The 24,938-nt window shown below is 69.3% G+C and carries 19 protein-coding genes; 13 read left to right on the forward strand and 6 right to left on the reverse strand.

The annotated features are described in order from the left end of the window. Positions 1 to 117 precede the first annotated feature (117 nt). Positions 118 to 936 (forward strand): type I methionyl aminopeptidase, encoded by an 819-nt coding sequence (gene map, locus OMP39_RS08015; RefSeq protein WP_264891232.1) that lies wholly within the window; start codon positions 118 to 120, stop codon positions 934 to 936. A gap of 14 nt (positions 937 to 950) precedes the next feature. Beyond that, positions 951 to 3,566, forward strand: a complete 2,616-nt coding sequence (locus tag OMP39_RS08020; protein ID WP_264891233.1) for a [protein-PII] uridylyltransferase — start codon at positions 951 to 953, stop codon at positions 3,564 to 3,566. A gap of 104 nt (positions 3,567 to 3,670) precedes the next feature. Here OMP39_RS08020 and def read toward each other — a convergent pair whose 3' ends face one another. From def to smc, 4 genes are read right to left on the reverse strand one after another with little or no spacing between them, the layout of a single operon-like run. Next, the gene (gene def, locus OMP39_RS08025) at positions 3,671 to 4,207 is read right to left on the reverse strand and encodes a peptide deformylase (RefSeq protein ID WP_264891234.1); all 537 of its coding nucleotides are present in this window, start codon (positions 4,205 to 4,207) and stop codon (positions 3,671 to 3,673) included. Between the two features lies 1 nt (position 4,208). Next, the gene (gene ligA, locus OMP39_RS08030; RefSeq protein ID WP_264891235.1) at positions 4,209 to 6,317 is read right to left on the reverse strand and encodes an NAD-dependent DNA ligase LigA; all 2,109 of its coding nucleotides are present in this window, start codon (positions 6,315 to 6,317) and stop codon (positions 4,209 to 4,211) included. Between the two features lie 12 nt (positions 6,318 to 6,329). Further along, positions 6,330 to 7,388, reverse strand: coding sequence for a cell division protein ZipA C-terminal FtsZ-binding domain-containing protein (locus OMP39_RS08035; protein ID WP_264891236.1), 1,059 nt, complete (start codon positions 7,386 to 7,388; stop codon positions 6,330 to 6,332). A gap of 31 nt (positions 7,389 to 7,419) precedes the next feature. Then, positions 7,420 to 10,935 (reverse strand): chromosome segregation protein SMC, encoded by a 3,516-nt coding sequence (smc, locus tag OMP39_RS08040; RefSeq protein ID WP_264891237.1) that lies wholly within the window; start codon positions 10,933 to 10,935, stop codon positions 7,420 to 7,422. Positions 10,936 to 11,197: 262 nt separating this feature from the next. Here smc and queF point away from each other — a divergent pair, with 262 nt between their 5' ends. The 9 genes from queF to OMP39_RS08085 all read left to right on the forward strand — a co-directional run bounded on the left by queF (position 11,198) and on the right by OMP39_RS08085 (position 20,171). Next, positions 11,198 to 11,692, forward strand: a complete 495-nt coding sequence (gene queF / locus OMP39_RS08045; RefSeq protein WP_264891238.1) for a preQ(1) synthase — start codon at positions 11,198 to 11,200, stop codon at positions 11,690 to 11,692. 42 nt (positions 11,693 to 11,734) lie between these two features. Further along, positions 11,735 to 12,940 (forward strand): succinyldiaminopimelate transaminase, encoded by a 1,206-nt coding sequence (dapC, locus tag OMP39_RS08050; protein ID WP_264891239.1) that lies wholly within the window; start codon positions 11,735 to 11,737, stop codon positions 12,938 to 12,940. Between the two features lie 5 nt (positions 12,941 to 12,945). Then, positions 12,946 to 13,767 carry a 2,3,4,5-tetrahydropyridine-2,6-dicarboxylate N-succinyltransferase gene (dapD, locus tag OMP39_RS08055; protein ID WP_264891240.1) on the forward strand — a complete coding sequence of 274 codons (822 nt, stop codon included), beginning with the start codon at positions 12,946 to 12,948 and terminating at the stop codon, positions 13,765 to 13,767. Positions 13,768 to 13,814: 47 nt separating this feature from the next. After that, positions 13,815 to 15,029, forward strand: coding sequence for a PilT/PilU family type 4a pilus ATPase (locus OMP39_RS08060; protein WP_264891241.1), 1,215 nt, complete (start codon positions 13,815 to 13,817; stop codon positions 15,027 to 15,029). A gap of 5 nt (positions 15,030 to 15,034) precedes the next feature. After that, on the forward strand, positions 15,035 to 16,189 hold the full coding sequence (dapE, locus tag OMP39_RS08065; protein WP_264891242.1) for a succinyl-diaminopimelate desuccinylase: 1,155 nt from the start codon (positions 15,035 to 15,037) through the stop codon (positions 16,187 to 16,189). After that, complete coding sequence (gene prmB, locus OMP39_RS08070; RefSeq protein ID WP_264891243.1) at positions 16,186 to 17,061, forward strand: 50S ribosomal protein L3 N(5)-glutamine methyltransferase; 876 nt, start codon at positions 16,186 to 16,188, stop codon at positions 17,059 to 17,061. Before dapE ends, prmB begins: the two co-directional genes overlap by 4 nt. Then, positions 17,058 to 19,007: an ABC-F family ATP-binding cassette domain-containing protein gene (locus OMP39_RS08075; protein ID WP_264891244.1), complete on the forward strand. Its 1,950-nt coding sequence runs from the start codon at positions 17,058 to 17,060 to the stop codon at positions 19,005 to 19,007. Before prmB ends, OMP39_RS08075 begins: the two co-directional genes overlap by 4 nt. A 213-nt stretch (positions 19,008 to 19,220) precedes the next feature. Next, positions 19,221 to 19,712 carry a MarR family winged helix-turn-helix transcriptional regulator gene (locus OMP39_RS08080; protein WP_264891245.1) on the forward strand — a complete coding sequence of 164 codons (492 nt, stop codon included), beginning with the start codon at positions 19,221 to 19,223 and terminating at the stop codon, positions 19,710 to 19,712. A gap of 33 nt (positions 19,713 to 19,745) precedes the next feature. Next, complete coding sequence (locus OMP39_RS08085; RefSeq protein ID WP_264891246.1) at positions 19,746 to 20,171, forward strand: organic hydroperoxide resistance protein; 426 nt, start codon at positions 19,746 to 19,748, stop codon at positions 20,169 to 20,171. Positions 20,172 to 20,204: 33 nt separating this feature from the next. Here the strand turns inward: OMP39_RS08085 and OMP39_RS08090 are convergent, their stop codons facing one another. Continuing rightward, a complete protein-coding gene (locus tag OMP39_RS08090) occupies positions 20,205 to 21,143 on the reverse strand; it encodes an asparaginase (protein ID WP_264891247.1) in 939 nt (312 codons plus the stop codon). A gap of 142 nt (positions 21,144 to 21,285) precedes the next feature. Here OMP39_RS08090 and lexA point away from each other — a divergent pair, with 142 nt between their 5' ends. Next, on the forward strand, positions 21,286 to 21,960 hold the full coding sequence (lexA, locus tag OMP39_RS08095) for a transcriptional repressor LexA (RefSeq protein WP_264891248.1): 675 nt from the start codon (positions 21,286 to 21,288) through the stop codon (positions 21,958 to 21,960). Positions 21,961 to 22,397: 437 nt separating this feature from the next. Next, entirely contained in the window at positions 22,398 to 23,216 is an 819-nt protein-coding gene (locus OMP39_RS08100) for a hypothetical protein (RefSeq protein ID WP_264891249.1), read from the forward strand. 52 nt (positions 23,217 to 23,268) lie between these two features. Here OMP39_RS08100 and OMP39_RS08105 read toward each other — a convergent pair whose 3' ends face one another. After that, the gene (locus OMP39_RS08105) at positions 23,269 to 24,909 is read right to left on the reverse strand and encodes an ABC transporter ATP-binding protein (protein ID WP_264891250.1); all 1,641 of its coding nucleotides are present in this window, start codon (positions 24,907 to 24,909) and stop codon (positions 23,269 to 23,271) included. Positions 24,910 to 24,938: the final 29 nt, after the last annotated feature.

The following is a 24,938-nucleotide window of genomic DNA, read 5'->3' on the forward strand; positions in this document are numbered from 1 at the left end:
CTCGGGAGGGGTTCAGGGGACGCGTGGACAGGTGCGCCGGGCCGCATGCCCACGGAAGCAGCGATTTTACTGGCCGACGGCCCGCGCGAGCGCGACGCCGCGGAGATAATTGCCGCCATGACCATCCACATCAAGACCGGCGCCGAGATCGAGGGCATGCGCCTGGCCGGGCGGCTGGCCTCCGAAGTGCTCGATCACCTGACGCCGTACGTCAAAGCCGGCGTCACCACCGAAGAGATCGACCGCATCGCACACGAGTACATCGTCAACGTGCAACGGGCCGTGCCGGCGCCCCTCAACTACGCGCCGCCGGGCTACAAGCCCTATCCCAAGTCCATCTGCACGTCGATCAACCACGTCATCTGTCACGGCATCCCGAACGATCGGCCGCTGAAGAACGGCGACATCCTCAACATCGACGTCACGGTCATCAAGGACGGCTTTCACGGTGACACCAGCCGCATGTTCATCATCGGCGAGGCGTCCATCCAGGCGCGGCGGCTGTGCCAGATCACCTACGAGGCGATGTGGCGCGGCATCATGAAGGTCAAACCGGGCGCCCGCCTGGGCGACATCGGCCACGCCATCCAGACCTTCGCCGAGAACGCCGGCTACTCGGTGGTGCGCGAGTTCTGCGGGCACGGCATCGGACGAAAGTTCCACGAGGAGCCGCAGGTGCTGCACTATGGGCGCCCGGGCACGGGCGAGGAACTGGTGCCGGGCATGACCTTCACGATCGAGCCCATGATCAACGCCGGCCGGCGAGAGATCCGCGAGATGCCCGACGGCTGGACGATCGTCACCAAGGACCGTTCGCTCTCCGCGCAGTGGGAGCACACGGTCCTGGTGACCGACACGGGCGTCGAGGTGCTCACCCTGTCGGCCGGGTACCCCCCGCTGCCGGAGTTCGTCACCGGCGTGGCGGTGCCCGCCTGAGGAGGCATCGCGCCATGTCGGCCCCGCTGCAATCTCCCGCTGCGGCCGACGCAGTCGAGGTGGCCGCGCTGCGGCAGCGGTTCCGCGAAGGCAAGGCGTCGCTGATCCAGGCCTTCCGGGACGCGCGGCCCACGGCCGGGGCCGCAAGCCGGCTGCTCAAGGGCCTCGCCCGCCACGTCGATGGCACGCTGCAGCGCCTGTGGGAAGCCGCCTACCTGCCAAAGGGCGCGGCGCTCATTGCCGTGGGCGGGTACGGCCGAGGAGAGCTCTTCCCCTACTCGGACGTCGATGTGCTGGTGCTGCTGCCCGACGACCGCTCGATGCAGCACGACGCGAACGCCGCGCTCAAGTCGGGGATCGAGGGCTTCATCACCGCCTGCTGGGACATCGGGCTCGAGATCGGCTCCAGCGTGCGCACGATCGGCGAGTGCCTGGAGGAAGCCGAGCGCGACGTGACGGTGCAGACGGCCCTGCTCGAATCCCGGTTCCTGTGCGGCGCGAAGCCCGTGTTTGCGCAGTTTCGCCGGGTCTTCGCACAGCGCCTGGACCCGAAGGCCTTCCTGCGCGCCAAGACGCTGGAGATGCGTCAGCGCCACCAGAAGTACGAAGACACGCCTTACTCGCTCGAACCCAACTGCAAGGAAAGCCCGGGCGGCTTGCGTGACCTGCAGGTGGTGCTGTGGGTGGCCCGCGCAGCGGGCCTGGGCAAGACGTGGAGCGAACTCGCGGCCAAGGGCCTCGTCACGCCGTTCGAGGCCAGGCAGCTCCAGCGCAACGAGGGCACGCTCAAGCTCATCCGCGCGCGCCTGCACATGGTGGCCGGGCGGCGCGAGGACCGCCTGGTGTTCGACCTGCAGACGGCCGTGGCCGAGAGCTTCGGCTATCAGCCCACGCGGGTGCGGCGCGCCTCCGAGGCCTTGATGCACCGCTACTACTGGGCGGCCAAGGCGGTGTCGCAGCTCAATCAGATCCTCATGCTCAACATCGAGGAGGTGATCAACGGCACGCAGGACCTCCCCATGCGCCCGATCGACGAGCAGTTCCTGGATCGGGCAGGCATGCTCGAGGTGGCCAGCGACGACCTCTATGAGCGCGACCGGCACGCGATCTTGCGCACTTTCCTCGTCTATCAGCAAACGCCGGGCGTGAAGGGGCTGTCGGCCCGCACGCTGCGCGCCTTGTACAACGCGCGCGAGCTGATGGATTCGGAGTTCCGACGCGATCCCGTCAACCGGCGGACCTTCCTGGAGATCCTGCGCCAGCCTCAGGGCCAGACGCATGCCTTCCGGCTGATGAACCAGACCTCGGTGCTCGGGCGCTATCTGTGGGTGTTCCGCCGCATCGTCGGGCGCATGCAGCACGACCTCTTCCACGTCTACACGGTCGACCAGCACATCCTGATGGTGCTGCGCAATGTGCGCCGCTTCTTCATCCCGGAGCACGCCCACGAGTACCCGTTCTGCTCCCAGCTCGCGGCGCAGTTCGAGTCGCCTTACGTCCTCTACATCGCGGCCCTCTTCCACGACGTGGCCAAGGGCCGCGGCGGCGATCACTCGGAGCTGGGCGCGATGGAGGCACGGCGCTTTTGCCGCGACCACGGCGTGCCGAGGGAAGACGCGCGGCTGGTCGAGTTCCTGGTGCAGCACCACCTCACGATGTCGCGCATCGCCCAGAAGGAGGACCTCAGCGATCCGCAGGTGATCGAGAACTTCGCGCGCATCGTGGGCAGCGCCCGGTACCTGACGGCGCTGTACTTGCTGACCGTTGCCGACATCCGAGGCACCAGCCCCAAGGTCTGGAACGCCTGGAAAGGCAAGCTGCTGGAGGATCTCTACCGCATCACGCTGCGGGCGCTGGGAGGCGCGCGTCCCAACCTCGACACCGAGATCGAGGCCCGCAAGCAAGAGGCCTTGCAGGATCTGGCACTGCACTCCCAGCTGCCGGGCACCCAGGACCCGCTGTGGAAGACGCTGGAGGTGAGCTACTTCGCGCGCCATGAAGCCGGCGACATCGCCTGGCACGCGCGCTCGCTGTGGCGCCACGTCAATACGGACCGGCCGGTGGTGAAGGCGCGGCCGTCACCGGTCGGCGAAGGATTGCAGGTGCTGGTCTACTCGCCGGACCGGCCCGACCTCTTCGCGCGGATCTGCGGCTACTTCGACAGCGCCGGCTTCAGCATCCTGGACGCCAAGATCCACACGACCCGCGCCGGCTACGCGCTCGACACGTTCCAGGTCGTCTCCCCTTATGCCGAGCACCACCACCGAGACCTCGTCGCGCTGGTCGAAGCGCAACTCGTGAGGGCGCTGGAGGACACGGGCCCGCTGCCCGAGCCGAGCCGGGGACGGCTGTCGAGGCGCGTCAAGTCCTTCCCGGTGCAGCCGCGCGTGATGTTGCGCCCCGACGAGCGCGCGCAACGCTGGCTGCTGAGCGTGTCGGCCAGCGACCGCACCGGCTTGCTCTACTCCATCGCCCGGGTGCTGGCCAAGTACCACATCAATCTGCAGCTCGCCAAGGTGACGACCCTCGGCGAACGGGTGGAAGACACCTTCCTCATCGACGGGCCGGCGCTGCAGCAGAGCAAGACGCAGCTCGAGCTGGAGTCGGACCTGCTCGACGCGCTGGCCTGACGCACCGGCCCCAAGACCCCGTGCGCAGGCCCGAGGCGCCATGCCGGCAGGCGCCCCCCCGCGACGGACCGAGCACCCACGGGCCGGGCCAGCCGCGCGCCCGTTCAGTCGTCGTGCCCGCCTTCGAGCGCGGGAAAGAGCACCTCGGTGAAGCCGAAACGCGAGAAGTCCCGTATGCGCATCGAGTAGAGGATGCCTTGCAAGTGATCGCACTCGTGCTGCACGACGCGGGCGTGGAAGCCTTCGGCCTCGCGCTCGATCGGCACGCCGTAGGGGTCGAAACCGCTGTAGCGGATGCGCCGCCACCGCGGCACCATCCCACGCAGGCCCGGCACCGAAAGGCAGCCTTCCCAGCCTTCTTCCTCGTCCTCGCCCAGCGGCTCGATGCGCGGGTTGAGCAGCACCGTGCGCGGCACCGCCGGTGCGTCGGGATAGCGCTCGTTGCGCTCGAAGCCGAAGATCGCCACCTGCAGGTCCACGCCGATCTGCGGCGCGGCGAGGCCGGCGCCTCGGGCGGCCTCCATGGTCTCGAACATGTCGGCCACGAGCGCGTGCAGCTCGGGCGTGCCGAAGGACTCCACGGGCCGTGCCCGGCGCAGCAGGCGCGGGTCGCCCATCTTCAGGATCTCGCGCACGGCCATCTCACGCCCCCTGGTTCAACAAGGCCCGCAAGCCTGCCTCGTCGAGCACCGGCACGCCGAGTTCCTGGGCCTTGCTGAGCTTGCTGCCTGCCTCTTCGCCGGCGACGACGTAGCTCGTCTTCTTCGACACCGAGCCGGCCACCTTGCCGCCGGCCGCCTCGATCATCGCCTTGGCTTCCTCGCGGGTGAGGGCCGGCAGCGTGCCGGTGAGCACGAAGGTCAGGCCGGCCAGCGGTTGCGCTTCGTGGCCCCGCCCTGCCTCGCCTTCCTCCCATGTGATGCCGGCCGCGCGCAACTGCTCCACCACTTCGCGGTTGTGAGGCTGGTCGAAGAAAGTGCGGATGCTCTGTGCGACGACGGGCCCCACCTCGGGCACCTCCAGCAACTCTTCGACGCTGGCGTCCATGATGCGATCCAGGCGGCCGAAGTGACGCGCGAGGTCCTTCGCCGTCGCCTCGCCGACATGCCGGATGCCCAGCCCGAACAGAAAGCGCGACAGCGTCGTGCGCTTGGACTTCTCCAGCGCCTGCACGAGGTTCTGCGCGGACTTGTCGGCCATGCGGTCGAGTTGGGCGAGCTTGGCCACACCGAGCTTGTAGAGGTCCGGCAGCGTGCGCACGAGGCCGCCATCGACGAGTTGGTCCACGAGCTTTTCGCCCAGCCCTTCGATGTCCATCGCGCGCCGCTGGGCGAAGTGCAGCAGCGCTTGTTTGCGCTGCGCGGCGCAGAACAGCCCGCCCGTGCAGCGCCAGTCCACCTCGCCTTCCTCGCGCACGATGTCCGAGCCGCACACCGGACAGCGGCCTTGCAGCCGCGCATAGAGGTCCCACGGCTCGCTGGCGGCCACCTCCGGGGGCCGGCGCTCGAGCACGACCGACACCACCTCGGGAATGACGTCGCCAGCCCGCCGCACGATCACCGTGTCGCCGATACGCACGTCCTTGCGGCGGATCTCGTCCTGGTTGTGCAAGGTGGCGTTGGTCACTGTCACGCCGCCGACGAACACGGGAGCCAGCTTGGCCACGGGCGTCAGCTTGCCGGTTCGGCCTACCTGCACCTCGATGTCGCGCAGCAGCGTCATCTGCTCCTGGGCCGGGTATTTGTGCGCGACCGCCCACACCGGTTCACGGTTGCGAAAGCCCAGTTCGCGCTGCAAGGCCAGGCTGTTGACCTTGTAGACCACGCCGTCGATGTCGAAGGGCAGCTGATCGCGCTTGGCGGCGATGCGGGCGTGGAACTCCGCCAAGCCCTCGCCGCCTCGCACCACGGCGCGCTCGCGGCTGACCGGCAGCCCGAAGTGCGCCAGCGCGTCCAGCAGCGCGCCGTGCGTGGACGGCTCGCCGCGCCAGCCCTGCACCTCGCCGATACCGTAGGCGAAGAAGGACAGCGGCCGAGCGGCCGTCACCTTGGGGTCGAGCTGCCGCACGGCGCCCGCCGCGGTGTTGCGAGGGTTGATGAAGGTGGCTTCGCCCGCCTCGCGGCGTCGTTGGTTCAAGCGCTCGAAGTCGTCGCGGCGCATGTAGATCTCGCCGCGCGCCTCCAGCACGGGGGGCACGACGCCCTGCAGGCGCAGCGGGATCTGACGGATCGTGCGCACGTTGGCGGTCACGTCCTCGCCTTCCTCGCCATTGCCGCGCGTCACGGCGCGCACCAGCACCCCCTCCTCGTAACGCAGGCTGATCGCCAACCCGTCGAACTTGAGCTCGGCGGCGTACTCGACGGGCGGGTCGTCGGGGCCCAGGCCCAGGCGCTTGCGGATGCGCGCGTCGAAGGCGAATGCGCCGGCCGGTGTGGTGTCGGTCTCCGTCTGGATCGACAGCATCGGCACTCGATGACGCACCTTGGGCAGCTCGTCGAGCAGGCCGCCGCCCACACGCTGCGTGGGCGAATCGGGCGTCTGCAGCTCGGGATGCGCGTGCTCCAGCGCCTGCAACTCGCGAAACAGCCGGTCGTACTCGGCATCCGGCACGAGCGGCGCGTCGAGCACGTAGTAGTGGTAGTCGTAGCGCTGCAGCTGCTCGCGCAGCCAAGCCGCGCGCTCGGCCGGCGGCGCCTCGGCGCGGGGCCCCTCGCCGCCCCGCGGCTCGTGAGCGAACAGATCGGGCGTCATGGTCGCACGAGCTTAGCTGAACAGGCGCCGCGCTGCGGCCGAGCCGGCGGGCAACCCGCGCGCCTCCAGTGCCTGATAGAGCTTGTCCAGCTCCGCACCGATCGCCGCGAATGCCTGCGCGGTGAGCAGGCGGCCGGCGTCGTCCACCACGATCGCATCCATGTCGGCAGCCAACGCCTCGGCGCTGCGCTGCCAGGCTTCGAACGGTTGCTCGGCCGCAGGCGTCTGCGGCACGTCGAAGGCCAAGGTCACGTCGCGCACGGCCGCGGCGTTCGGGTCGTCCGCGAACACGGCTTGCGAGTCGAACTGCAGAATGAGCACCGGCGGGGCCCCTTCTTCGCTGCCCGGCAGCACCAGCCGTCCGGGCACGACACCGGGCACGAAGCCGTGGCGCGCGGCGTGCTGCTGGATGTAAGCCACCGACCACGCCGCCCCACGGGCCTGCAGCCGGCAGGCGAGCTGCGCATCGTGCTGGCTTGCAAACTGATCCAGTTCGCGAGCTTGCGCGACGACTTCCAGCATGTCCGGGAAATCGACCGCCACTCCGAGGGCGTCCGCGAAGGCCTGCACCTTCTGGACGAACTCCGAGTACTCGATCTCGTTCAAGGGGCCGGTGCGGCTCGCCATCAATACGCCCGCCTGCAGTTCGCGGTACAGGTGCCCGTGCTGCGGCGCTTCCCACTCTCCGGTCGCGTCGTTCAGGCCCTCGATCAGGAAGGGCTTGCTGCCGGCCCGCCGCGTCGGGGGCAGGTGCGCCAGCACGCTGTCGCCGGACAGACGCGATTCCGCGGGCAGCGTGGCGATGGCATCGACGAGCGGGTCCAGGCGGGGCCCGGGCCGGCGCGGGGGAACGGCGGCGACCAGCGCGGGCACGTCGAGCACCGGCTCCAGGCGCTCAGGTTCGTCCGGGGCGGCCGGGCCGTCGAGGGTCGGCTCCACCGGGGCGACGGGCTCAGGGCGCGGCGAAGGCCGGCGCACGCCGCTGCGCCGCGTCTGCCATGTGTTGTAGGCGAACATCGCGACCAGCACCAGCGCCCCGACGACAGCCAGTGCGAGTTGCAAAGAACTCATCGTTGAACGTCCTTCCCTGCCGGCACGGAGCTCAGGCGGCCTCGGCCATGCCGATGGCGGCTTCCATGTCGACCGCGACGATGCGCGAGACCCCCTGCTCCTGCATCGTCACCCCGACCAGTTGCTCGGCCATCTCCATCGCGATCTTGTTGTGCGAGATGAACAGGAACTGCGTGCTCTTGGACATGCTCTTGACCAGGTTGGCATAACGCTCGGTGTTGGCGTCGTCCAGGGGCGCGTCGACCTCGTCGAGCAGGCAGAACGGCGCCGGGTTGAGCTGGAAGATCGCGAACACGAGCGCGATCGCCGTGAGCGCCTTCTCGCCGCCCGACAGGAGATGGATGGTGGAGTTCTTCTTGCCCGGCGGCTGAGCCATCACCTGCACGCCGGCGTCCAGGATTTCGTCGCCCGTCATCACCAGCTTGGCGTTGCCCCCGCCGAACAGGCTGGGGAACATGCGGCCGAAGTGCTCGTTTACCGTGTCGAACGTCTTCTTGAGCAGGTCGCGCGTTTCCAGGTCGATCTTGTGAATCGCGTCTTCCAGCGTCTTGATGGCGTCGTTGAGGTCGGCCGACTGCGAGTCGAGAAAGGTCTTGCGCTCGCGCGCGGCCGACAGTTCGTCGAGCGCGGCGAGGTTGACCGCGCCGAGTGCCGCGATCTCCCGGTTGATGCGGTCGATCTCACCCTGCAGGCCGTAGAGCTTGACGTTGCCTTCCTCGATGCTGCGCGCCAGGGCCTCCAGGTCCACCTGCGCGGCGGTGAGCTGCTCCATGTATTGGGCGCCCCCCAGGGCCGCGGCCTGTTCTTCCAGTTGCAGCTTGGTGATGCGGTCGCGCAGCGGCTGCAAGCTGCGCTCGAACTCCATGCGCTGCTCTTCGGCGCGGCGCAGCTTGGCCGAGAGGTCGTCGTACTCGCTGCGCTTGGCTGCAAGGGCCGCCTCGCGCTCCATCTTCAGCGCCAGCGCCTCCTGCAGGCCGGCCTGGGCGGCCTGGTCGTTGAAGCTGTCCAGCTCGGCACGCAACTGTTCGACGCTCTGCTCGTTGGCCTGGATCTGTTGCAGCGCCGTCTCGATGGAGCGCTGCAACTCGCCCCGGCGAGCCGCCAGCGCCCGGGCCGAGAACTGCGCCTCCTGCGCCTCGCGCTCCAGCGAGCGCAACTGCTCGCGCGCTTCATTGAGCCGCCGCTCGGCGTCGATCACGGCCTCCTCGAGCTGGGCGTGCCGCTCCTGCTCGTTGGCCAGCGCCATGTCCAGCTCTTCGAAGCGCGCCTCGCCGGTGGCACGGCGCTCGTTGAGCTCCTCGAGCTGGGCATCGATCTCGGCCAGCTCGGCGTCGATCTGCCCGCGCCGGCTGCTCGTCTGCTCGGCCTGCTGCGTCAGCCGCAGCAACTCCACCTGCAACTGATGGGTACGTGCCTGCAACTCGGCCGCTTCGCGCCGCGCGGTGACGAGGCGCTGCGACGCCTCGGTGTAGGCCGCCTCCGCGCGCACCAGGGCCGAGCGGGCCTCCTCGGCGATGAGGGCCTGCGCCTTGACCTGGCGTTCGAGGTTCTCGATCTCCTGGGCGCGCTGCAGCATGCCTGCCTGTTCGCTGTCGGGCGCGTAGAAGCTCACGGCGAACTGCGACACCGCATGACCCTCGCGGGTCATGATCACCTCCCCGTGCGTCAGCTTGCTGCGCTGGGCGAGCGCCTCGTCGAGCGAGGCCGCGGTGTACACGCCTTCCAGCCAGTCGTTGAGCAGGGCCTTGAGCCCGGCATCGTTCAGGCGCAGAAGGTCCGACAGGCGCGGCAGCGTGTGATGGGTGTTGACGATGGCCGCGGCCGGCAGCGTGTAGAAGGCGAGCTTGGCGGGCGGGGCGTCCGAGGCGAAGGCCCGGACCGTCTCGACCCGCCCCACCTCGAGGGCGTTCAGACGCTCGCGCAGGGCCGACTCCAGCGCCGTCTCCCAGCCCGGCTCGATGTGCACCCGCGTCCACAGCCCATGCAAGCCCTCCAGCCCGTGCTTGGCGAGCCAGGGCTTGAGCTTGCCCTCGGTCTGCACCTTCTCTTGCAGCGCCCGCAGGGCCTCCAGCCGCGCGCTCGAGTCCGCCTGCTTGGCCGTCTCGGCGTTGACGCGCTCCTGCTTGGCACGGCGGTCCTCGTCCAGCTGGGGCACGAGTTCGGTCAGCTCGTGCAGCCGCTCCTCCGCCACCGCCTGCGCCTCGGCGGCCTGCTCGTGCTGGCGGTGCAACTCGGCCAGCCGTGCATCGTCCGGCGCGGCCAGCCCCTTGGCCTCGGCCGTCAGGCGCTCGCGCCGCATCTGCAACTGGCGCGACTGCTCGTCGATGCTGCGCGACTCGGCGGCCAGCAACTGGATCTGCTGCTGGATGCCGGCGACGGCGTTGCGCTGCTCGTTGGCCTTCTGGCTCGCGGCGCGCACCGCGTCCTCGTAGGTCGGCAGATTGCCGGCCTGTTCCTCGGCTTGGGCGGCCAGCACCTCGGCCTGCTCCTCGGCCATCGCGATCTGCTCGGCGATGGTGTCGAGTTCCGACTCGGCCTGGGCGCGGCGATCGGCCCACTGCTCGCTTTGCGTCTGCAACTCGCGCAGGCGCTGCTCGGCACGCTGGCGTCCTTCGACGACATAGCGGATGCGCTCCTCGAGCCGGCTCACTTCGAGGTTCGCCTCGGCCAGTGACGCCTGCGCCGCGTGCAGTTCGTCGCTCGCGGTGTAGTGCGCCTGCCGGATCGTCTCCAGCTCGGCCTCCACGTGGCGCAGCTCCGCCAGGCGCGACTCCAGGGCGTTGGTGGCCTCGAGCACCTCGCGGCGCACCCGCTCTTCCTCGCCCGCCGCATCGCGGTGCTTCAGGAACCACAGCTGATGCAGCTTGAGCGTGCCCTGCTCCTGCAGGCTGCGGTATTGCGCCGCCACCTCGGCCTGCTTCTCGAGCTTGTCGAGGTTGGCGTTGAGCTCGCGCAGGATGTCTTCCACCCGCGTGAGGTTCTCGCGCGTGTCCTTCAGCCGGTTCTCGGTCTCGCGACGGCGCTCCTTGTACTTGGACACGCCGGCCGCCTCCTCGAGGAACATGCGCAGCTCCTCGGGCTTGGATTCGATGATGCGGCTGATCGTGCCCTGACCGATGATGGCGTAGGCGCGCGGCCCCAGACCCGTGCCGAGGAACACGTCCTGCACGTCGCGCCGGCGCACCGGCTGGTTGTTGATGAAGTAGCTGGAGGTGCCGTCGCGCGTGAGCACCCGCTTGACGGCGATCTCGGTGAACTGGTTCCACTGCCCGCCGGCACGGCCGTCGGAGTTGTCGAACACGAGCTCGACGCTGGCGCGGCTGGCCGGCTTGCGGTTGCCCGAGCCGTTGAAGATCACGTCCTGCATCGACTCGCCGCGCAGCTCGGAGGCCTTGGACTCGCCCAGCACCCAGCGCACCGCGTCCATGATGTTCGACTTGCCGCACCCGTTGGGGCCCACGACGCCGACGAGCTGGCCGGGCAACTGGAAGTGCGTGGGCTCGGCAAACGACTTGAAGCCTGACAGCTTGATCGAATTCAGGCGCATGGAAGCTCGGGATCGTCTCGCTGGAGGCAGCGGCGGGCGAGCCGCCGCCTCAAGTGCTTGATTTGATTGAAGAAACCCGCCGGAAGGCGGGTTTCGGTCGACGCGGGATGATAGCATCGCGCCCTCGGCGAACCGGGCGTCGGGGAAGCGCTTCCCGCCTCGGGGGGCGCCGCGGGCGCAGCCCCCTCGACCTGCGGCCGCGGCGACGCCAGCGGCTGCCTGCCCTCGCGCCTGTCGCCTCGCCTCACCGAGCCATTTCATCATGCCCAAGACGAAGATCCCTGCTGCTGCCCGCTCCGACGCCGCCACGCCCCGCGAGCGCCCGGTACCCGCCACTCCGCCCTCGGCACCGTCGAAGGAGTTGCATGTCTTCCCCAACCCGGCGCCCAAGCGCGACTACGTGATCCAGTTCCAGATCCCGGAGTTCACCTGCCACTGCCCGCTCACCGGCCAGCCGGACTTCGCGCACTTCACGATCGACTACATCGCCGACAAGCTGTGCGTGGAGCTCAAGAGCCTCAAGATGTACATGTGGAGCTACCGCAACGAAGGCGCGTTCCACGAGAAGGTGACCAACGACATCCTCGACGACATCGTCAAGGCGGTGGACCCGCGCTTCATCCGCATCACGGCCAAGTGGTACGTGCGGGGCGGCATCTACACCAACGTGGTGGCCGAGCACCGCAAGAAGGGCTGGAAGCCGCAACCCCTGGTGGAGCTGCCCAAACATTCACAGGAAACCGGGCTGCAGGGCTGAAGCTCGACGTCGGAACTCGTGGCGGCGGGGATAATCGCCGCCATGAATCCCCTGCTCTCCAGGCTGCAGCCCTACCCCTTCGAGCGGCTGCGCGCACTCACGCAAGACATAAAGCCCCCGGCCGCGCTGCGCCCCATCAGCCTGGGCATCGGTGAGCCCAAGCACCCCACCCCGGCCTTCATCCAGGAGACCCTGACCGCGGCCCTGCCGGGCCTGGCCAGCTACCCGGCCACGGCCGGCTCGCCCGCGCTGCGCGAGGCGATGGCCGCCTGGCTGCGCCGGCGCTACGGGGTGGAAGTGGACCCGGCGACACAGATCCTGCCGGTCAACGGCTCTCGTGAGGCGCTCTTCGCCCTCGCCCAGACCGTCATCGACCCCACCCGCGACCGTGCCGAGGGCGGCCCGGTCGTGCTCTGCCCCAACCCCTTCTATCAGATCTACGAGGGCGCCGCCTTGCTCGCCGGCGCCGAGGTGGCCTTCGCCAACAGCCGGCCCGACCGCAACTTCGCGCCCGACTGGGCGAGCGTGCCCGAGGCGGTGTGGCGGCGCACGCAGCTCGTCTACGTCTGCTCGCCCGGCAACCCGACCGGCGCCGTCATGCCGCTGGACGAATGGCGGCAGCTCTTCGAGCTGAGCGACCGCCACGGCTTCGTGATCGCCTCGGACGAGTGCTACTCCGAGATCTACTTCCGCGACGAGCCGCCGCTGGGCGGCCTGGAAGCGGCCGTCAAGCTCGGCCGCGGCGATTTCCGGCGGCTCATCAGCTTCACCAGCCTGTCCAAGCGCTCCAACGTGCCGGGCATGCGCTCGGGCTTCGTGGCTGGCGACGCCCAACTCGTCAAGTCCTTCCTGCTGTATCGCACCTACCACGGCAGCGCGATGAGCCCGGTGGTGCAGCAGGCCAGTATCGCGGCCTGGGGCGACGAGCAGCACGTCGCCGAGAACCGGGCGCTGTACCGCCGCAAGTTCGAGTTGGTCACACCGATGCTCGCCGAGGTGCTGGACGTGCGCTTGCCGGACGCGGGCTTTTACCTGTGGGCCGGGGTGCCGGGCTCGGACACCGAGTTCGCCCGCGGGCTGCTCGCTCAATACAATGTGACCGTTCTTCCAGGCAGCTTCCTCGCGCGCGAAACCCCGGCCGGCAACCCCGGCGCCGGGCGCATCCGCATGGCGCTGGTCGCCGAGGTCGAAGAATGCCTCGAAGCCGCGCGACGCATCGTCGCCTACGTCCGATCCCTTCCTCGCTGAACACCATGAGCCAAGCACTCGAACAACTGATCAACCAGGCCTGGGAAGACCGTGCCGCCCTGTCGCCGAAGTCCGCCCCGGCGGACGTCCGTGAGGCCGTCGAGACGGTGATCGCCGACCTCAACAAGGGCCGCGTGCGCGTGGCCGAGAAGATCGACGGCCAGTGGGTGACGCACCAGTGGATCAAGAAGGCCGTGCTGCTCAGCTTCCGTCTGAACGACAACGTGCCGATGAAGGCCGGCGACCTGGGCTTCTTCGACAAGGTGCCGACGAAGTTCGCGCACCTGAGCGACGAGGAGATGCGCGCCAGCGGGGTGCGCGTCGTGCCGCCCGCCGTGGCGCGCCGCGGCAGCTACATCGCCAAGAACGTGGTGCTCATGCCGTCGTACGTGAACATCGGCGCGTATGTGGACGAAGGCACGATGGTGGACACCTGGGCCACCGTCGGCTCATGCGCGCAGATCGGCAAGAACGTGCACTTGTCGGGCGGCGTGGGCATCGGTGGCGTGCTGGAGCCCCTGCAAGCCAACCCGACCATCATCGAGGACAACTGCTTCATCGGGGCGCGCTCGGAGATCGTCGAGGGGGTCATCGTCGAGGAGAACTCGGTGATCTCGATGGGCGTGTACATCGGCCAGAGCACCAAGATCTACGACCGCACCACCGGCGAGGTGATCTACGGCCGCGTGCCGGCCGGCTCGGTCGTCGTGCCGGGCAACCTGCCGAGCGCCGACGGCAAGTACAGCCTGTACGCGGCCATCATCGTCAAGCGGGTGGACGCGCAAACGCGCGCCAAAACCAGCATCAACGAACTGCTGCGCGCCTGAGCTGGGCGGGCGAGGCAGGCACGAGCACACGGGAGAGGGGGACAGGCATGAACGGCGGCAACATGGAGAAGGTGCTGCGCCTGATGGCCGACAAGCAGGCCTCGGACGTGTACCTGTCGGCGAACACGCCGATCCTCATCAAGATCCACGGCCAGATCCTGCAGGTCAGCGACCAGGCCCTGACGCCGAGCCAGCCCCGGCAGCTCCTCGCGGAGCTGCTCACCCCCTCGCAGCTCGAAGAGCTCGACGAGACCGGCGAGCTCAACATCGGCCTGGTGCTGCCCAACGTGGCGAGCTTCCGTCTGAGCGCGTTCAAGCAGCGCGGCTCGGTGGCGGCGGTGTTCCGTTGCATCCCCAGCAAGATTCCGTCGCTGGAGTCGCTCCATCTGCCGGAGGTGCTCTCCTCGCTGGTGATGGAAAAGCGCGGGCTCATCCTGATGGTGGGCGCGACGGGCACCGGCAAGAGCACGACCCTGGCGGCCATGATCGAGCACCGCAACCAGCAGGTCACCGGCCACATTCTGACCATCGAGGACCCGATCGAGTTCCTGTTCTCCAACAAGAAGTCGATCATCAACCAGCGGGAGGTCGGCCGCGATGTGCAGTCGCTGCAGGTGGGCCTCAAGAACGCGCTGCGCCAGGCGCCGGACTGCATCCTGATCGGCGAGATCCGTGACCGCGAGACGATGACTGCGGCCCTGTCCTACGCGCTGTCGGGCCACCTGGTGCTGGCCACCATGCACGCCAACAACAGCCACCACGCGCTGAACCGGATCCTGTCGTTCTACACGCCCGAGTCCCGCCCCGCCCTCCTGTCGGACCTCGCCTCCGGCCTCAAGGCCATCGTGTCGCAGCGGCTCCTGCGCGCCATCACGGGTGGCCGCATCCCGGCGGTGGAGGTGCTGCTCAACACCAAGCTCATCTCCGAGCTGATCGAGAAGGGGGACATCAGCGGCGTGAAGGAGGCGATGGAAAAGTCGCTGGCCGAAGGTTCTCAGACCTTCGAGGCCGACATCGCACGCCTGATCACCGAGGGTCTCGTCACCCGCGACGAGGGCCTGACCTACGCCGATTCCCCGACGAACCTCATGTGGCGACTGCAGAACGACATGACGGCGCAGTCCAAGGCGACGCCCAAGAAGGAAGAAGTGGACGACGGGCCCTCGTTCACCGAAATCACGCTCGAGGTGCGCGAGGAGCGCAGCAACAGCGGCTTCGGCACGACGGGCTTCGGCACCACCGGGTTCGGCTCCATCCGTTGACGCCCATGGCCACCGAAACCTTGCGGCTGGTCGAGCAACTGGTCGCCCGCCCTTCCGTCACGCCGGACGATGCCGGCTGCCAGGCCCTGATCGCCGAGCGCCTCGGCGCGCTGGGCTTCGAGTGTCAGACGCTCGTGTTCGGGCCCGCCGAGGCACCGGTGACCAACCTGTGGGCCGTGCGCCGCGGTGCGGCCGGCCGCCAGGGGCCGCTGCTCGTCTTCGCCGGTCACACCGACGTGGTGCCGACCGGCCCGCTGGAGCGCTGGACGAGCCACCCCTTCGTGCCCACTCACCGCGAGGGCAGGCTCTACGGGCGCGGCACGTCGGACATGAAGACCTCGGTGGCCGCGATGGTGGTCGCCGCCGAGGAGTTCGTTCGCGCGCTCCCGGTCCACCAGGGCAGCGTCGCGTTCCTGCTCACCAGCGACGAGGAAGGCCCGTCGGTCGACGGCACCGTGAAGGTGTGCGAGTGGCTCGAACAGCGCGGCGAACGGCTGGACTACTGCATCGTCGGCGAGCCGACCTCGGTCGAGCGGCTGGGCGACATGATCAAGAACGGCCGCCGCGGGTCGCTTTCGGGCCGTCTCGTGGTCAAGGGCGTGCAGGGCCATATCGCCTACCCGCACCTGGCACGCAATCCGATCCACCAGCTGGCGCCGGCGCTCGCGGAGTTGGGCGCCACCGAGTGGGACGCCGGCAACGCCTTCTTCCCGCCCACGACGTGGCAAGTGTCCAACCTCCACGCCGGCACGGGCGCGACCAACGTGATCCCGGGCGAGGCGGTCGTGGACTTCAACTTCCGCTTCTCGACCGAGTCCACCCCCGAGGGCCTGCAGGAGCGCTTGGAGGCCGTGCTGCGCCGTCACGGGCTGGACTACCATGTGCAATGGACGCTGGGCGGGCGGCCGTTCCTGACGGAACCCGGAACGTTGACGCACGCCCTCACCGAGGCCATCCGGCAGGAGACGGGCCTCGTACCCGAGCTCTCCACCACCGGCGGCACTTCGGACGGGCGATTCATTGCCCGGCTGTGCCCGCAGGTCATCGAGTTCGGCCCGCCGAACGCCACCATCCACAAGATCGACGAGCATGTGGACGTGGCCTTCATCGAGCCGCTGAAGAACATCTACCGCAGGACGCTGGAAGCGCTGATCGCATGACCCTCATCGAGATGATCGAGCGCATGAGCGCCCGCCTCGACCAGGCGGGCGTTTCGTTTGGACACGGCACCACCAACGCCTTCGACGAAGCGGCGTGGCTGGCGTTGTGGGCGCTGCACTTGCCGCTGGACGGTCTGGCCGCCCACGCTTCGCGCGAGCTGTCGCGCGCGGACCAGGCGCGCATCAACGCCCTGGTGGACGAACGCATCACGACCCGCCGACCCGCCGCCTACCTGACCCAGGAAGCCTGGCTGCAGGGCGTTGCGTTCTACGTCGACGAGCGCGTGATCGTGCCGCGCTCCTTCATCGCCGAGCTGCTGGCCGACGGCACCATCGACCCTTGGCTGTCGGACCGCACGCGCCGCGTGCTCGACCTGTGCACCGGCAACGGCAGCCTCGCCGTGCTGGCGGCGATGGCCTATCCCGACGTGACCGTGGAGGCGGCGGACCTGAGCGCAGACGCGCTGGAGGTCGCCCGCATCAACGTCGAACGCCACGGCCTGACGGAGCGTGTGAGGCTGGTGCACAGCGACCTCTTCGACGCGCTGCCCGGCCCCTACGACCTCATCCTGTGCAACCCGCCCTACGTGAACGCCCGCTCGATGGCCGCCTTGCCGCCGGAGTACCAGGCCGAGCCCGCCCTGGCCCTGGCCGGCGGTGACGACGGCATGGACCTCGTGCGGCGGCTGCTGCGCGACGCTGCGGCCCGCATGAGCGAGGACGCCGTGCTCGTGCTGGAGATCGGCAACGAGCGCGAGCATTTCGAGGCCGCCTTCCCGCAGTTGGAGGTGGTGTGGCTGGCGACCAGCGCGGGCGACGAGCAGGTGCTGCTCGTCACCCGCGATGCGCTCCTCGCGGGAGGCCCGCGGTGATCGTCCTCAAGAACCTGACGCTGCGCCGCGGCGCCAAGGTGGTGCTGGAAGACGTCGACCTCACCATCCATGCCGGCGAGAAGGCCAGCGTGGTCGGGCGCAACGGCGCGGGCAAGTCGTCGCTCTTTGCGTTGCTGACCGGCCAGCTGCTGCCCGATGCAGGCGACGCGAGCATCCCGCCCGGCTGGCGCATCGCCGAGGTCGCCCAGTCGATGCCGGAGACGACCGACTCGGCGACCGACTTCGTGCTGCAAGGCGACCAGGCGTTGATGGAGGCGCAGGCCGCGCTCGCGGCGGCCGAGGCCGGCGGCGACGGCGATGCCATTGCGGAAGCCCACCAGCGCATCCAGGACGCGGGCGGCTTCGACGCCCGGCCGCGCGCGCAGGCTCTGCTGCTCGGCCTCGGCTTTCGCGGGGACCAGCTCGACCGCCCCGTCAACAGCTTCTCCGGGGGTTGGCGCATGCGGCTGCAGCTGGCCCGCGCGCTGATGTGCCCGGCAGACCTGCTCCTGCTCGACGAGCCGACCAACCACCTGGATCTGGATGCGCTGGTGTGGCTGGAGAGCTGGCTCAAGCGCTTCGAGGGCACGCTGCTCGTGATCAGCCACGACCGTGAGTTCCTCGACGCGGTGACCCGCGTGACCGTCCACCTGGAGGACGGCAAGCTCACGCGCTATGGCGGCAACTACAGCGCCTTCGAGACCCTGCGGGCCGAGCGGCTCGCTCAGCAGCAGGCCGCCTACGAGCGCCAGCAGGAGCGCATCGCGCAGCTGCAGCGCTTCATCGACCGCTTCAAGGCCAAGGCCACGAAGGCGCGCCAGGCCCAAAGCCGGGTGAAGGCACTGGAGCGGATGGAAAAGCTGGCGCCGGTGCTGACCAGCTCGGACTTCAGCTTCGAGTTCCGCGAACCGGCCAGCCTGCCCAATCCCATGCTCTCGCTCAAGGGCGTGGCATGCGGCTACCCGGCCGCCACGCCGGGAGGGGCTCCCGCGGTCATCGTGCACGACGTGAACCGCACCGTGCTCGCCGGCCAGCGCATCGGCATCCTGGGCGCCAACGGCCAGGGCAAGTCGACCCTCGTCAAGACGATCGCCCGCGTCCTGGCACCCATCGACGGACAACTCACCGAGGGCAAGGGCCTGGCGATCGGCTATTTCGCGCAGCAGGAGATGGATGTGCTGCGGCCGGACGAGAACCCGCTGCAGCACCTGATCCGCCTCGCCAAGGAGGTCAGCCCCCAGGCCCGCGAGCAGGAACTGCGGGACTTCCTCGGCGGCTTCCGGTTCATAGGCGACATGGCGCAGCAAAGCGTGGGCTCCATGAGTGGCGGCGAGAAGGCCCGCCTGGTGCTCGCGATGCTCGTCTGGCAGCGCCCCAACCTGCTGCTGCTCGACGAGCCGACCAACCACCTCGACCTGACGACGCGCGAGGCGCTCAGCATGGCGCTCAACGAGTTCGAGGGCACGGTGATGCTGGTGAGCCACGACCGCGCGCTGCTGCGTGAGGTCTGCGACGAGTTCTGGCTCGTCGCCAAGGGCCGCGTCGAACCCTTCGACGGCGACCTCGACGACTACCAGCGTTGGCTGCTCGAGCAGGCCCGCCTGCAGCGCGAAGCCCTCGCCCGCGGGGATTCCCCTGCGTCGGGCGCCGCGCAGGAAAGCGGCGCCAACCGCCGCGACGAACGCCGCGCGCAAGCGCAGGCCCGGCAACGCCTCGCCGAGCAAGCCAAACCGATCAAGAAGGCGCTCGCGGCGGTGGAAGCCGATGTCGCCCGCCTGACCGAGGAAAAGCAGGCGCTCGAACAAGCCCTGGCCGGCGGGGGCCTCAGCCCTGCCGAGTTGGCCGACCACGGGCGCCGGCTGAAGGCCGTGTCCGAGGCGCTCGAAGCCGCAGAGACACGCTGGCTGGAACTCGCGGACCAGCTCGAAGCGCTCGGCGCCTCGTAGCCCGAACAGCCCGAACAGCCCGACCCTCCGCCCTGACACTGCCCGCGCGGCGGGGCGGCCCCGTTCTTGTCCGACCTGCGTCGCAGCGATGCGGGGCATGGCCGTTCTTCATCTCACTCTGGCCGAGGACCACCCTCGTTCCCGCCCCTTCTCTCGAAACGGTTTTTGTCGCTTCTATTGCGTGCTATTTAATTGTGCTCGACAATCTCCACCATGCCGCGCCGCCCTACCCCTGTCGCCGAAGACGACCTGCTCCTGCTGGACAACCAGCTCTGCTTCGCGCTGTATTCCGCCTCGCTGGCGATGACCAAGCTCTACAAGCCGATGCTCGACCGCCTCGGCCTCACCTACCCGCAGTACCTGGTCATGCTGGTGCTGTGGGAGACGGATGGCAGATCGGTCAGCGAGCTGGGTGAACGCCTGCAGCTCGATTCGGGCACCCTCACGCCCCTGCTCAAGCGCCTGGAAGCGGCGGGCCTGGTGCGTCGTGAACGGGCCACCGACGACGAGCGTCGCGTGCTCGTCCACTTGACGAGCGAAGGCCGCGCGCTTCGACGTCGCGCCGTGCAGGTGCCGAAAGAGGTCGCCTGCGCGACCCAATGCAGCATCGAAGAAATCATCGACTTGCGACAGCGCCTGCACGCCCTGCGCCGCCGGCTGCAACCGGCCGCCCTGCCTCGCGAGCGCAAGCAGGACGCGGCATGAGCACGACCTCTGTCCTCCGCTGAAAGGAACCCTGTGAAACTCGAAAAAGCCCTGTACCGTGCCGAAGCCACCGCCACAGGCGGCCGTGACGGCCGCGCCGCGACACCCGACGGCACGCTGGACGTCAAGCTGCGCACCCCTCGCGAACTCGGCGGCGCAGGCGGTGCCGGCACCAACCCCGAGCAGCTGTTCGCCGCCGGCTACTCGGCGTGTTTCCTGAGCGCGATGAAGTTCGTCGCGGCGCACAAGAAGGTGGCGCTGCCGGCAGACGCGTCGGTCACCGCGCGGGTCGGCATCGGTCCCATTGCGAATGGTTTCGGCCTGGAAGCCGAACTGATCGTCGCGCTGCCCGGACTGCCCGGCGACGAGGCTCGCGCCCTGGTCGAGGCGGCGCATCGCGTCTGCCCCTATTCGAACGCGACGCGCAACAACATCGAGGTCAAGCTCAGCCTGGCGTGACAGAACTGACGGAGGCCGGGCTGTGGGCCGGAGTCAACGACCGGCCATCAAGCGCAACAGCAGTTCCACCCGCGCCTTGCTCGGGATGAGGGGGGTGACCGGCAAGGCATCCCCCTCCCGACCCACGATCGGCCCCTCCAGGCAGCGGGTACTGCGCAACACCCGCACGCCGGCCGCCTGGGCCTCCAGCAGCGCCGTCTCCAACTCACGGTGCACGGTGCCATTGCCCGTCGCCGCCACCACCAGCCCAGCGACTCCCAGGTTGCACAGCGCGCGCACCAAGGCCCCATCGGCGTGCGTGTGGCTGGTCACGATCTCGACGCGCGGCCAGCCTGCGGGGTCGGGCTCGAGCACACCGAGCCCGAGCGGCTCCCCCTGCGGCCAGGGCCGCCACTGCCGCACGCGCCCCTCCTCCACGCAGCCGATCGGCCCCGCGTCGCCGCTGCCGAAGGCGTCGAGCCGGTAGGTGTGGACCTTGCGTACCTCGATCGCCCCGTGGATCGTCCCTGCGACGACCGCCACCACGCCCCGGGCCTGCGGATGGCGCGCCACACCGACCGCATCGAGCAGGTTCTGCGGACCGTCCGGGTGGAGCGCGGTGGCCGGGCGCATCGCCGCGGTCAGCACCACCGGCTTGGTGGGCCCGAGGACGCGCTGCAGGAAGTAGGCCGTCTCTTCCAACGTGTCCGTGCCGTGCGTGATGACGACGCCGCACACCTCCTCGCGCGCCAGGTGGTGACCGACCCGCCGCGCCAGCGTCTGCCACGTCGCGTAGTCCATGTCCTTGCTGTCGAGTTGCGCGACCTGTTCGGCCTCCAGCGGCATGTCACGCAGCGCAGGCACCGCCTCCACCAAGGCCTGCACGGCGAGTTGGCCCGCCCTGTAACCCGTGTGGTCACTGCTGCTCGCTGCCGTGCCGGCGATCGTTCCCCCCGTGCCCAGCACCACCACCCGCTTCGATTGGTTTTGCATTTCCCGCCATCCTGGATAAAAATACAGATACTGGATGCCCGAACAGTGGCGCAAGCGCCTGGGTGTGTGCGCGGCGGCCCGGGCCTGTCCGTCACCACCTTGCCGCCCCGCTCACGTGCGGGGCGCCGTTGGAGAACCGCTCATGTCCGAATCGCCCAAGCTCACCGCCCGCCAGCAACAGGTGCTCGACCTGATCCAGAGCGCGATCGAGCGTACCGGAGCGCCCCCCACGCGGGCCGAGATCGCGGCCGAACTCGGTTTTCGCTCGGCGAACGCGGCCGAAGAGCACCTCCAGGCGCTGGCCCGCAAGGGCGTGATCGAACTGGTGGGCGGCACCTCGCGGGGCATCCGGCTCAAGTCTGACACACTGCGATCCCTGCACGAGTCGCGCATCAAGCAGTTCAATCTGCCCTTGCCCAGCCTCGCGCAACTCGCGCTGCCGCTGGTGGGCCGCGTCGCAGCCGGCAGCCCCATCCTCGCGCAAGAGCACATCGATCAGACGGTGCACGTCGAGGCCACGCTCTTCCAGCGCCGCCCGGACTACCTCCTCAAAGTACGCGGCATGAGCATGCGCGATGCGGGCATCCTCGACGGCGATCTGCTCGCGGTGCAACGCAGCAAGGAGGCCAAGAACGGCCAGATCGTCGTCGCCCGGCTGGGCGACGAGGTGACGGTCAAGCGGCTGCGCCGGCACCGGCAGCACATCGAGCTGGTCGCCGAGAACCCCGACTACCCCAGCATCATCGTCGAGCCAGGCCAGGACTTCGAGCTCGAGGGCATCGCAGTCGGCCTCATCCGCAACACGATGCTGATGTGAACCGGGCGCGCGTCCGAGGCTCGGCGCGCCCGGCTTGAATGCCCGGGTTGAATTCATGTGCCGCCCGCGGGTGGCGGGCGCTCGCCGTGCAGCGGAAAGGCTGCCGTCGAGCCCCGCGGGTGGTGCCAGGCCAAGCGTCTCTCGAGCGCTTGTGCCCTTGCCTCCAATCCTGCCGAAACGTCATTGCGGTTCTTGATATTTCGGAGTTGGACATGCCTGCATCTCATTCACTCGACCTGTGCCTCAACTTCGGCACCGCGGTTGCGGCCTCGCCCGTCCCGAACGTGCGGGCCCCCGCGGCGCGGGGGCGGTCGCCGTCGCTCCAGGGCCCGTCACTTCGGGGCCCGTCTCTTCAGGGCCCCTTCCTCCTGCCCCGGCCCCCTCGGATGCTTCGCTGGCCGCAAGCCTTGGTGCGCCGGCTCGGTGAGTGGATGGGCATGCGGCCCCGCACCGAGGAGGCAACGGGGGGCACGGCCCCCGTGCCGACCGGCTGGACGGCCTTGGACGAGGCCTTGCCCTCGGGCGGCTGGCAGGCCGGCGAAGTGGTCGAGGTGTGCTCTCCACACCCGGGGTGGACGGAGATCCCGCTGCTCTGGCCGCTGCTTCGCCACGCCACTGTCTGCGGCCACCCCGTCGCACTCCTCGGTCTGCCGCCAAGCAGTCCCCTGCCCTCCTGCGTCACCGCAGACTGGTGCGTGTCGGGAGACGTTCACCCCTCCGGGGCACGCGGCGAGCAGAACCACGGGGCCACCATCCTTCCGGCGCTGCGCACGGCGGCCGAGTGGCAAGCCGCCTGCGACGCCGCCGACCGCTGGTTCGCTCGGCAAGGCCGCAGGGCACTGCTCCTGGTGTGGGCCCTGGAAGCTCCGGCCGCGGGGGTGCGGCGCCTGCGCCGGCTGGCCCGACGCACCGGTGCATGGGTCTGCGTGGTGCGCCCCAGCCTTGCACGGTGGGACGACCTGTGGGCGGACGCGAGGCTGGCTTTGCTCTGCCCGGGCGTCCGAGGTGCGCAGGTGCAGGTGCGCACGGACAACCGGCCCCTGGGGCGCACCCTGCAACTCGCGTGGCAGGCCGACATTGCGCTTCCGCCCGCGCCCCTGCACCTGGGCGACGCGCAGCCGCGCGTGCGCGTGCGGCAGGACCCGCACGATCGACGGCGTGCGGTGGTGAGCGGCCGCCTGGACGAGGTGTGCCAGGCCCTGGACCGTCTGGCGCGCGAGGAAGCGCGCGCCAGTTCCGAGGCCCACACCTCCTAGGCTCGCGGTGGGCGTGGCCGGACTGGGCCTGGCCAGGGCCGGGCCTTGGCACTCAGAGGGCGTCCTCCGGCAGCGCTGCGGCGACCAGCCGCTGCGTGTAGGAATGTCGCGGCGACTCGAGCACGTCCTCCACGGGGCCGCTTTCGACCACCTCGCCGTCCTTCATGACGATCACGTCGTGGGCCATCGCGCGGATCACGTCCACGTCGTGGGTGATGAGCAGGTAGGCCAGGCCCCGCTCCCGCTGCAATCGCTGGAGCAGCCTCAGCACTTGCTGCTGGATGGTGACGTCCAATGCGCTGGTCGGTTCGTCCAGCACGAGCACGCGCGGGTCCACCACGAGGGCGCGGGCAATGGCCAGCCGCTGCCGCTGCCCGCCCGAGAATTCGTGCGGGTAGCGGTCCAGCAGCCCGGGGAACTGCGACTCGGTGAGCCCGACGTCGGCCAGTGCCTGGGCCACCCGGGCCCGCCGTGCCTGCGCGTCGAGCTCCGGCGCATGCACACGCAGGCCCTCACCCACCAGCTCGCCCACGGTCATGCGCGGCGAAAGCGACGAGAACGGGTCCTGGAAGACCACCTGCAATTGCCGACGCAACGGTCGATCCGCACTTTGCCGGTAGGCCCACCGGCCGCCGCAGACTTCCAGTTCACCCTCGCTCGGCAACAGGCCCAGCACCGCGAGCGCGAGAGTGGACTTGCCGGAGCCCGACTCTCCGATCACGCCCAGCGTGCGCCCCGCAGCAAGACGCACCTGGGCACCCTTCACCGCCTCGAAGCGCCCCTTGCGGAACCAGCCCTTGAGTCCGGGGACGGGCACCGGGTAGGAGACCTTCAACCCTTGTGCCTGCATCAGCACCTCGCCGCCCGCAGGCTCGTCGACGTCGCGCACCGGGCGGCTGTCGATCAGCTTGCGCGTGTATGGATGCTGGGGCGCACGGAAGACATCTTCGACCCGACCTTGCTCGACCAGATGGCCGTTCTCCATCACCGCGACGCGCTGAGCGAAGCGTTTCACCAGGTTCAAGTCGTGCGTGATGAGCAGAACCGCCATGCCGGTGCGCGCCTGCAACTGCGCGAGCAGTTCCAGGATCTGCTGTCGCACCGTGACGTCCAGGGCGGTGGTCGGCTCGTCGGCGAGCAAGAGCCGCGGCTCGCCGGCCAGCGCCATGGCAATCATCGCGCGCTGGCGCTGCCCCCCCGACAGCTGATGCGGGAAGGCCCTGGCGCGCCGGGCGGGCTCGGGGATGCCGGTGTCTTGCAGCAACCCGATCGCCCGCTGCCACGCCTGGCTGCGCGTCAGTCCGTGCTTGAGCTGCAGCACCTCGGCGATCTGGTCGCCCACCGGATAGAGCGGGTTGAGCGCTGTCATGGGCTCCTGGAAGATCATCGCGATGTCTCGTCCCCGGACGGCACGCAGGTCGCGTTCCCCGAGGCCGAGCAGATCGCGCACCGGCTCCCGATCGCCCGCTCTCGGGTACAGCAGCGCCTGCCCCGTCACCTCCGCCCCTGCCGCGAGCCGCAACAAGGACAAGGCCGTTACCGTCTTGCCTGACCCCGACTCGCCCACCAGCGCGAGCCTCTGCCCAGGCCAGATTTGCAGGTCCACTCCGTGCACCACTTCGTGCTCGCCGAAGCGCACCCGCAGCCCGCGCACGTCGAGCAACGGCGGCATGTGCTCCGAGATCGTCGTCATCGCCTGGCTCCTCCCATCAGCCCACCTCG

The organism is Schlegelella aquatica (genome assembly GCF_026013905.1).
Lineage (GTDB): Bacteria > Pseudomonadota > Gammaproteobacteria > Burkholderiales > Burkholderiaceae_C > Caldimonas > Caldimonas aquatica.

Bases quoted from the DNA above. Each gene is read 5' to 3' on its own strand.
- OMP39_RS08035 (WP_264891236.1), bottom strand. From the start codon at position 7,388: ATGAGTTCTTTGCAACTCGCACTGGCTGTCGTCGGGGCGCTGGTGCTG.
- smc (WP_264891237.1), bottom strand. From the start codon at position 10,935: ATGCGCCTGAATTCGATCAAGCTGTCAGGCTTCAAGTCGTTTGCCGAG.
- OMP39_RS08090 (WP_264891247.1), bottom strand. From the start codon at position 21,143: ATGCAAAACCAATCGAAGCGGGTGGTGGTGCTGGGCACGGGGGGAACG.
- OMP39_RS08100 (WP_264891249.1), top strand. From the start codon at position 22,398: ATGCGGCCCCGCACCGAGGAGGCAACGGGGGGCACGGCCCCCGTGCCG.
- prmB (WP_264891243.1), top strand. From the start codon at position 16,186: ATGACCCTCATCGAGATGATCGAGCGCATGAGCGCCCGCCTCGACCAG.
- map (WP_264891232.1), top strand. From the start codon at position 118: ATGACCATCCACATCAAGACCGGCGCCGAGATCGAGGGCATGCGCCTG.
- dapD (WP_264891240.1), top strand. From the start codon at position 12,946: ATGAGCCAAGCACTCGAACAACTGATCAACCAGGCCTGGGAAGACCGT.
- lexA (WP_264891248.1), top strand. From the start codon at position 21,286: ATGTCCGAATCGCCCAAGCTCACCGCCCGCCAGCAACAGGTGCTCGAC.
- OMP39_RS08080 (WP_264891245.1), top strand. From the start codon at position 19,221: ATGCCGCGCCGCCCTACCCCTGTCGCCGAAGACGACCTGCTCCTGCTG.
- ligA (WP_264891235.1), bottom strand. From the start codon at position 6,317: ATGACGCCCGATCTGTTCGCTCACGAGCCGCGGGGCGGCGAGGGGCCC.
- dapC (WP_264891239.1), top strand. From the start codon at position 11,735: ATGAATCCCCTGCTCTCCAGGCTGCAGCCCTACCCCTTCGAGCGGCTG.
- def (WP_264891234.1), bottom strand. From the start codon at position 4,207: ATGGCCGTGCGCGAGATCCTGAAGATGGGCGACCCGCGCCTGCTGCGC.
- OMP39_RS08020 (WP_264891233.1), top strand. From the start codon at position 951: ATGTCGGCCCCGCTGCAATCTCCCGCTGCGGCCGACGCAGTCGAGGTG.
- OMP39_RS08105 (WP_264891250.1), bottom strand. From the start codon at position 24,909: ATGACGACGATCTCGGAGCACATGCCGCCGTTGCTCGACGTGCGCGGG.
- OMP39_RS08060 (WP_264891241.1), top strand. From the start codon at position 13,815: ATGAACGGCGGCAACATGGAGAAGGTGCTGCGCCTGATGGCCGACAAG.
- queF (WP_264891238.1), top strand. From the start codon at position 11,198: ATGCCCAAGACGAAGATCCCTGCTGCTGCCCGCTCCGACGCCGCCACG.
- dapE (WP_264891242.1), top strand. From the start codon at position 15,035: ATGGCCACCGAAACCTTGCGGCTGGTCGAGCAACTGGTCGCCCGCCCT.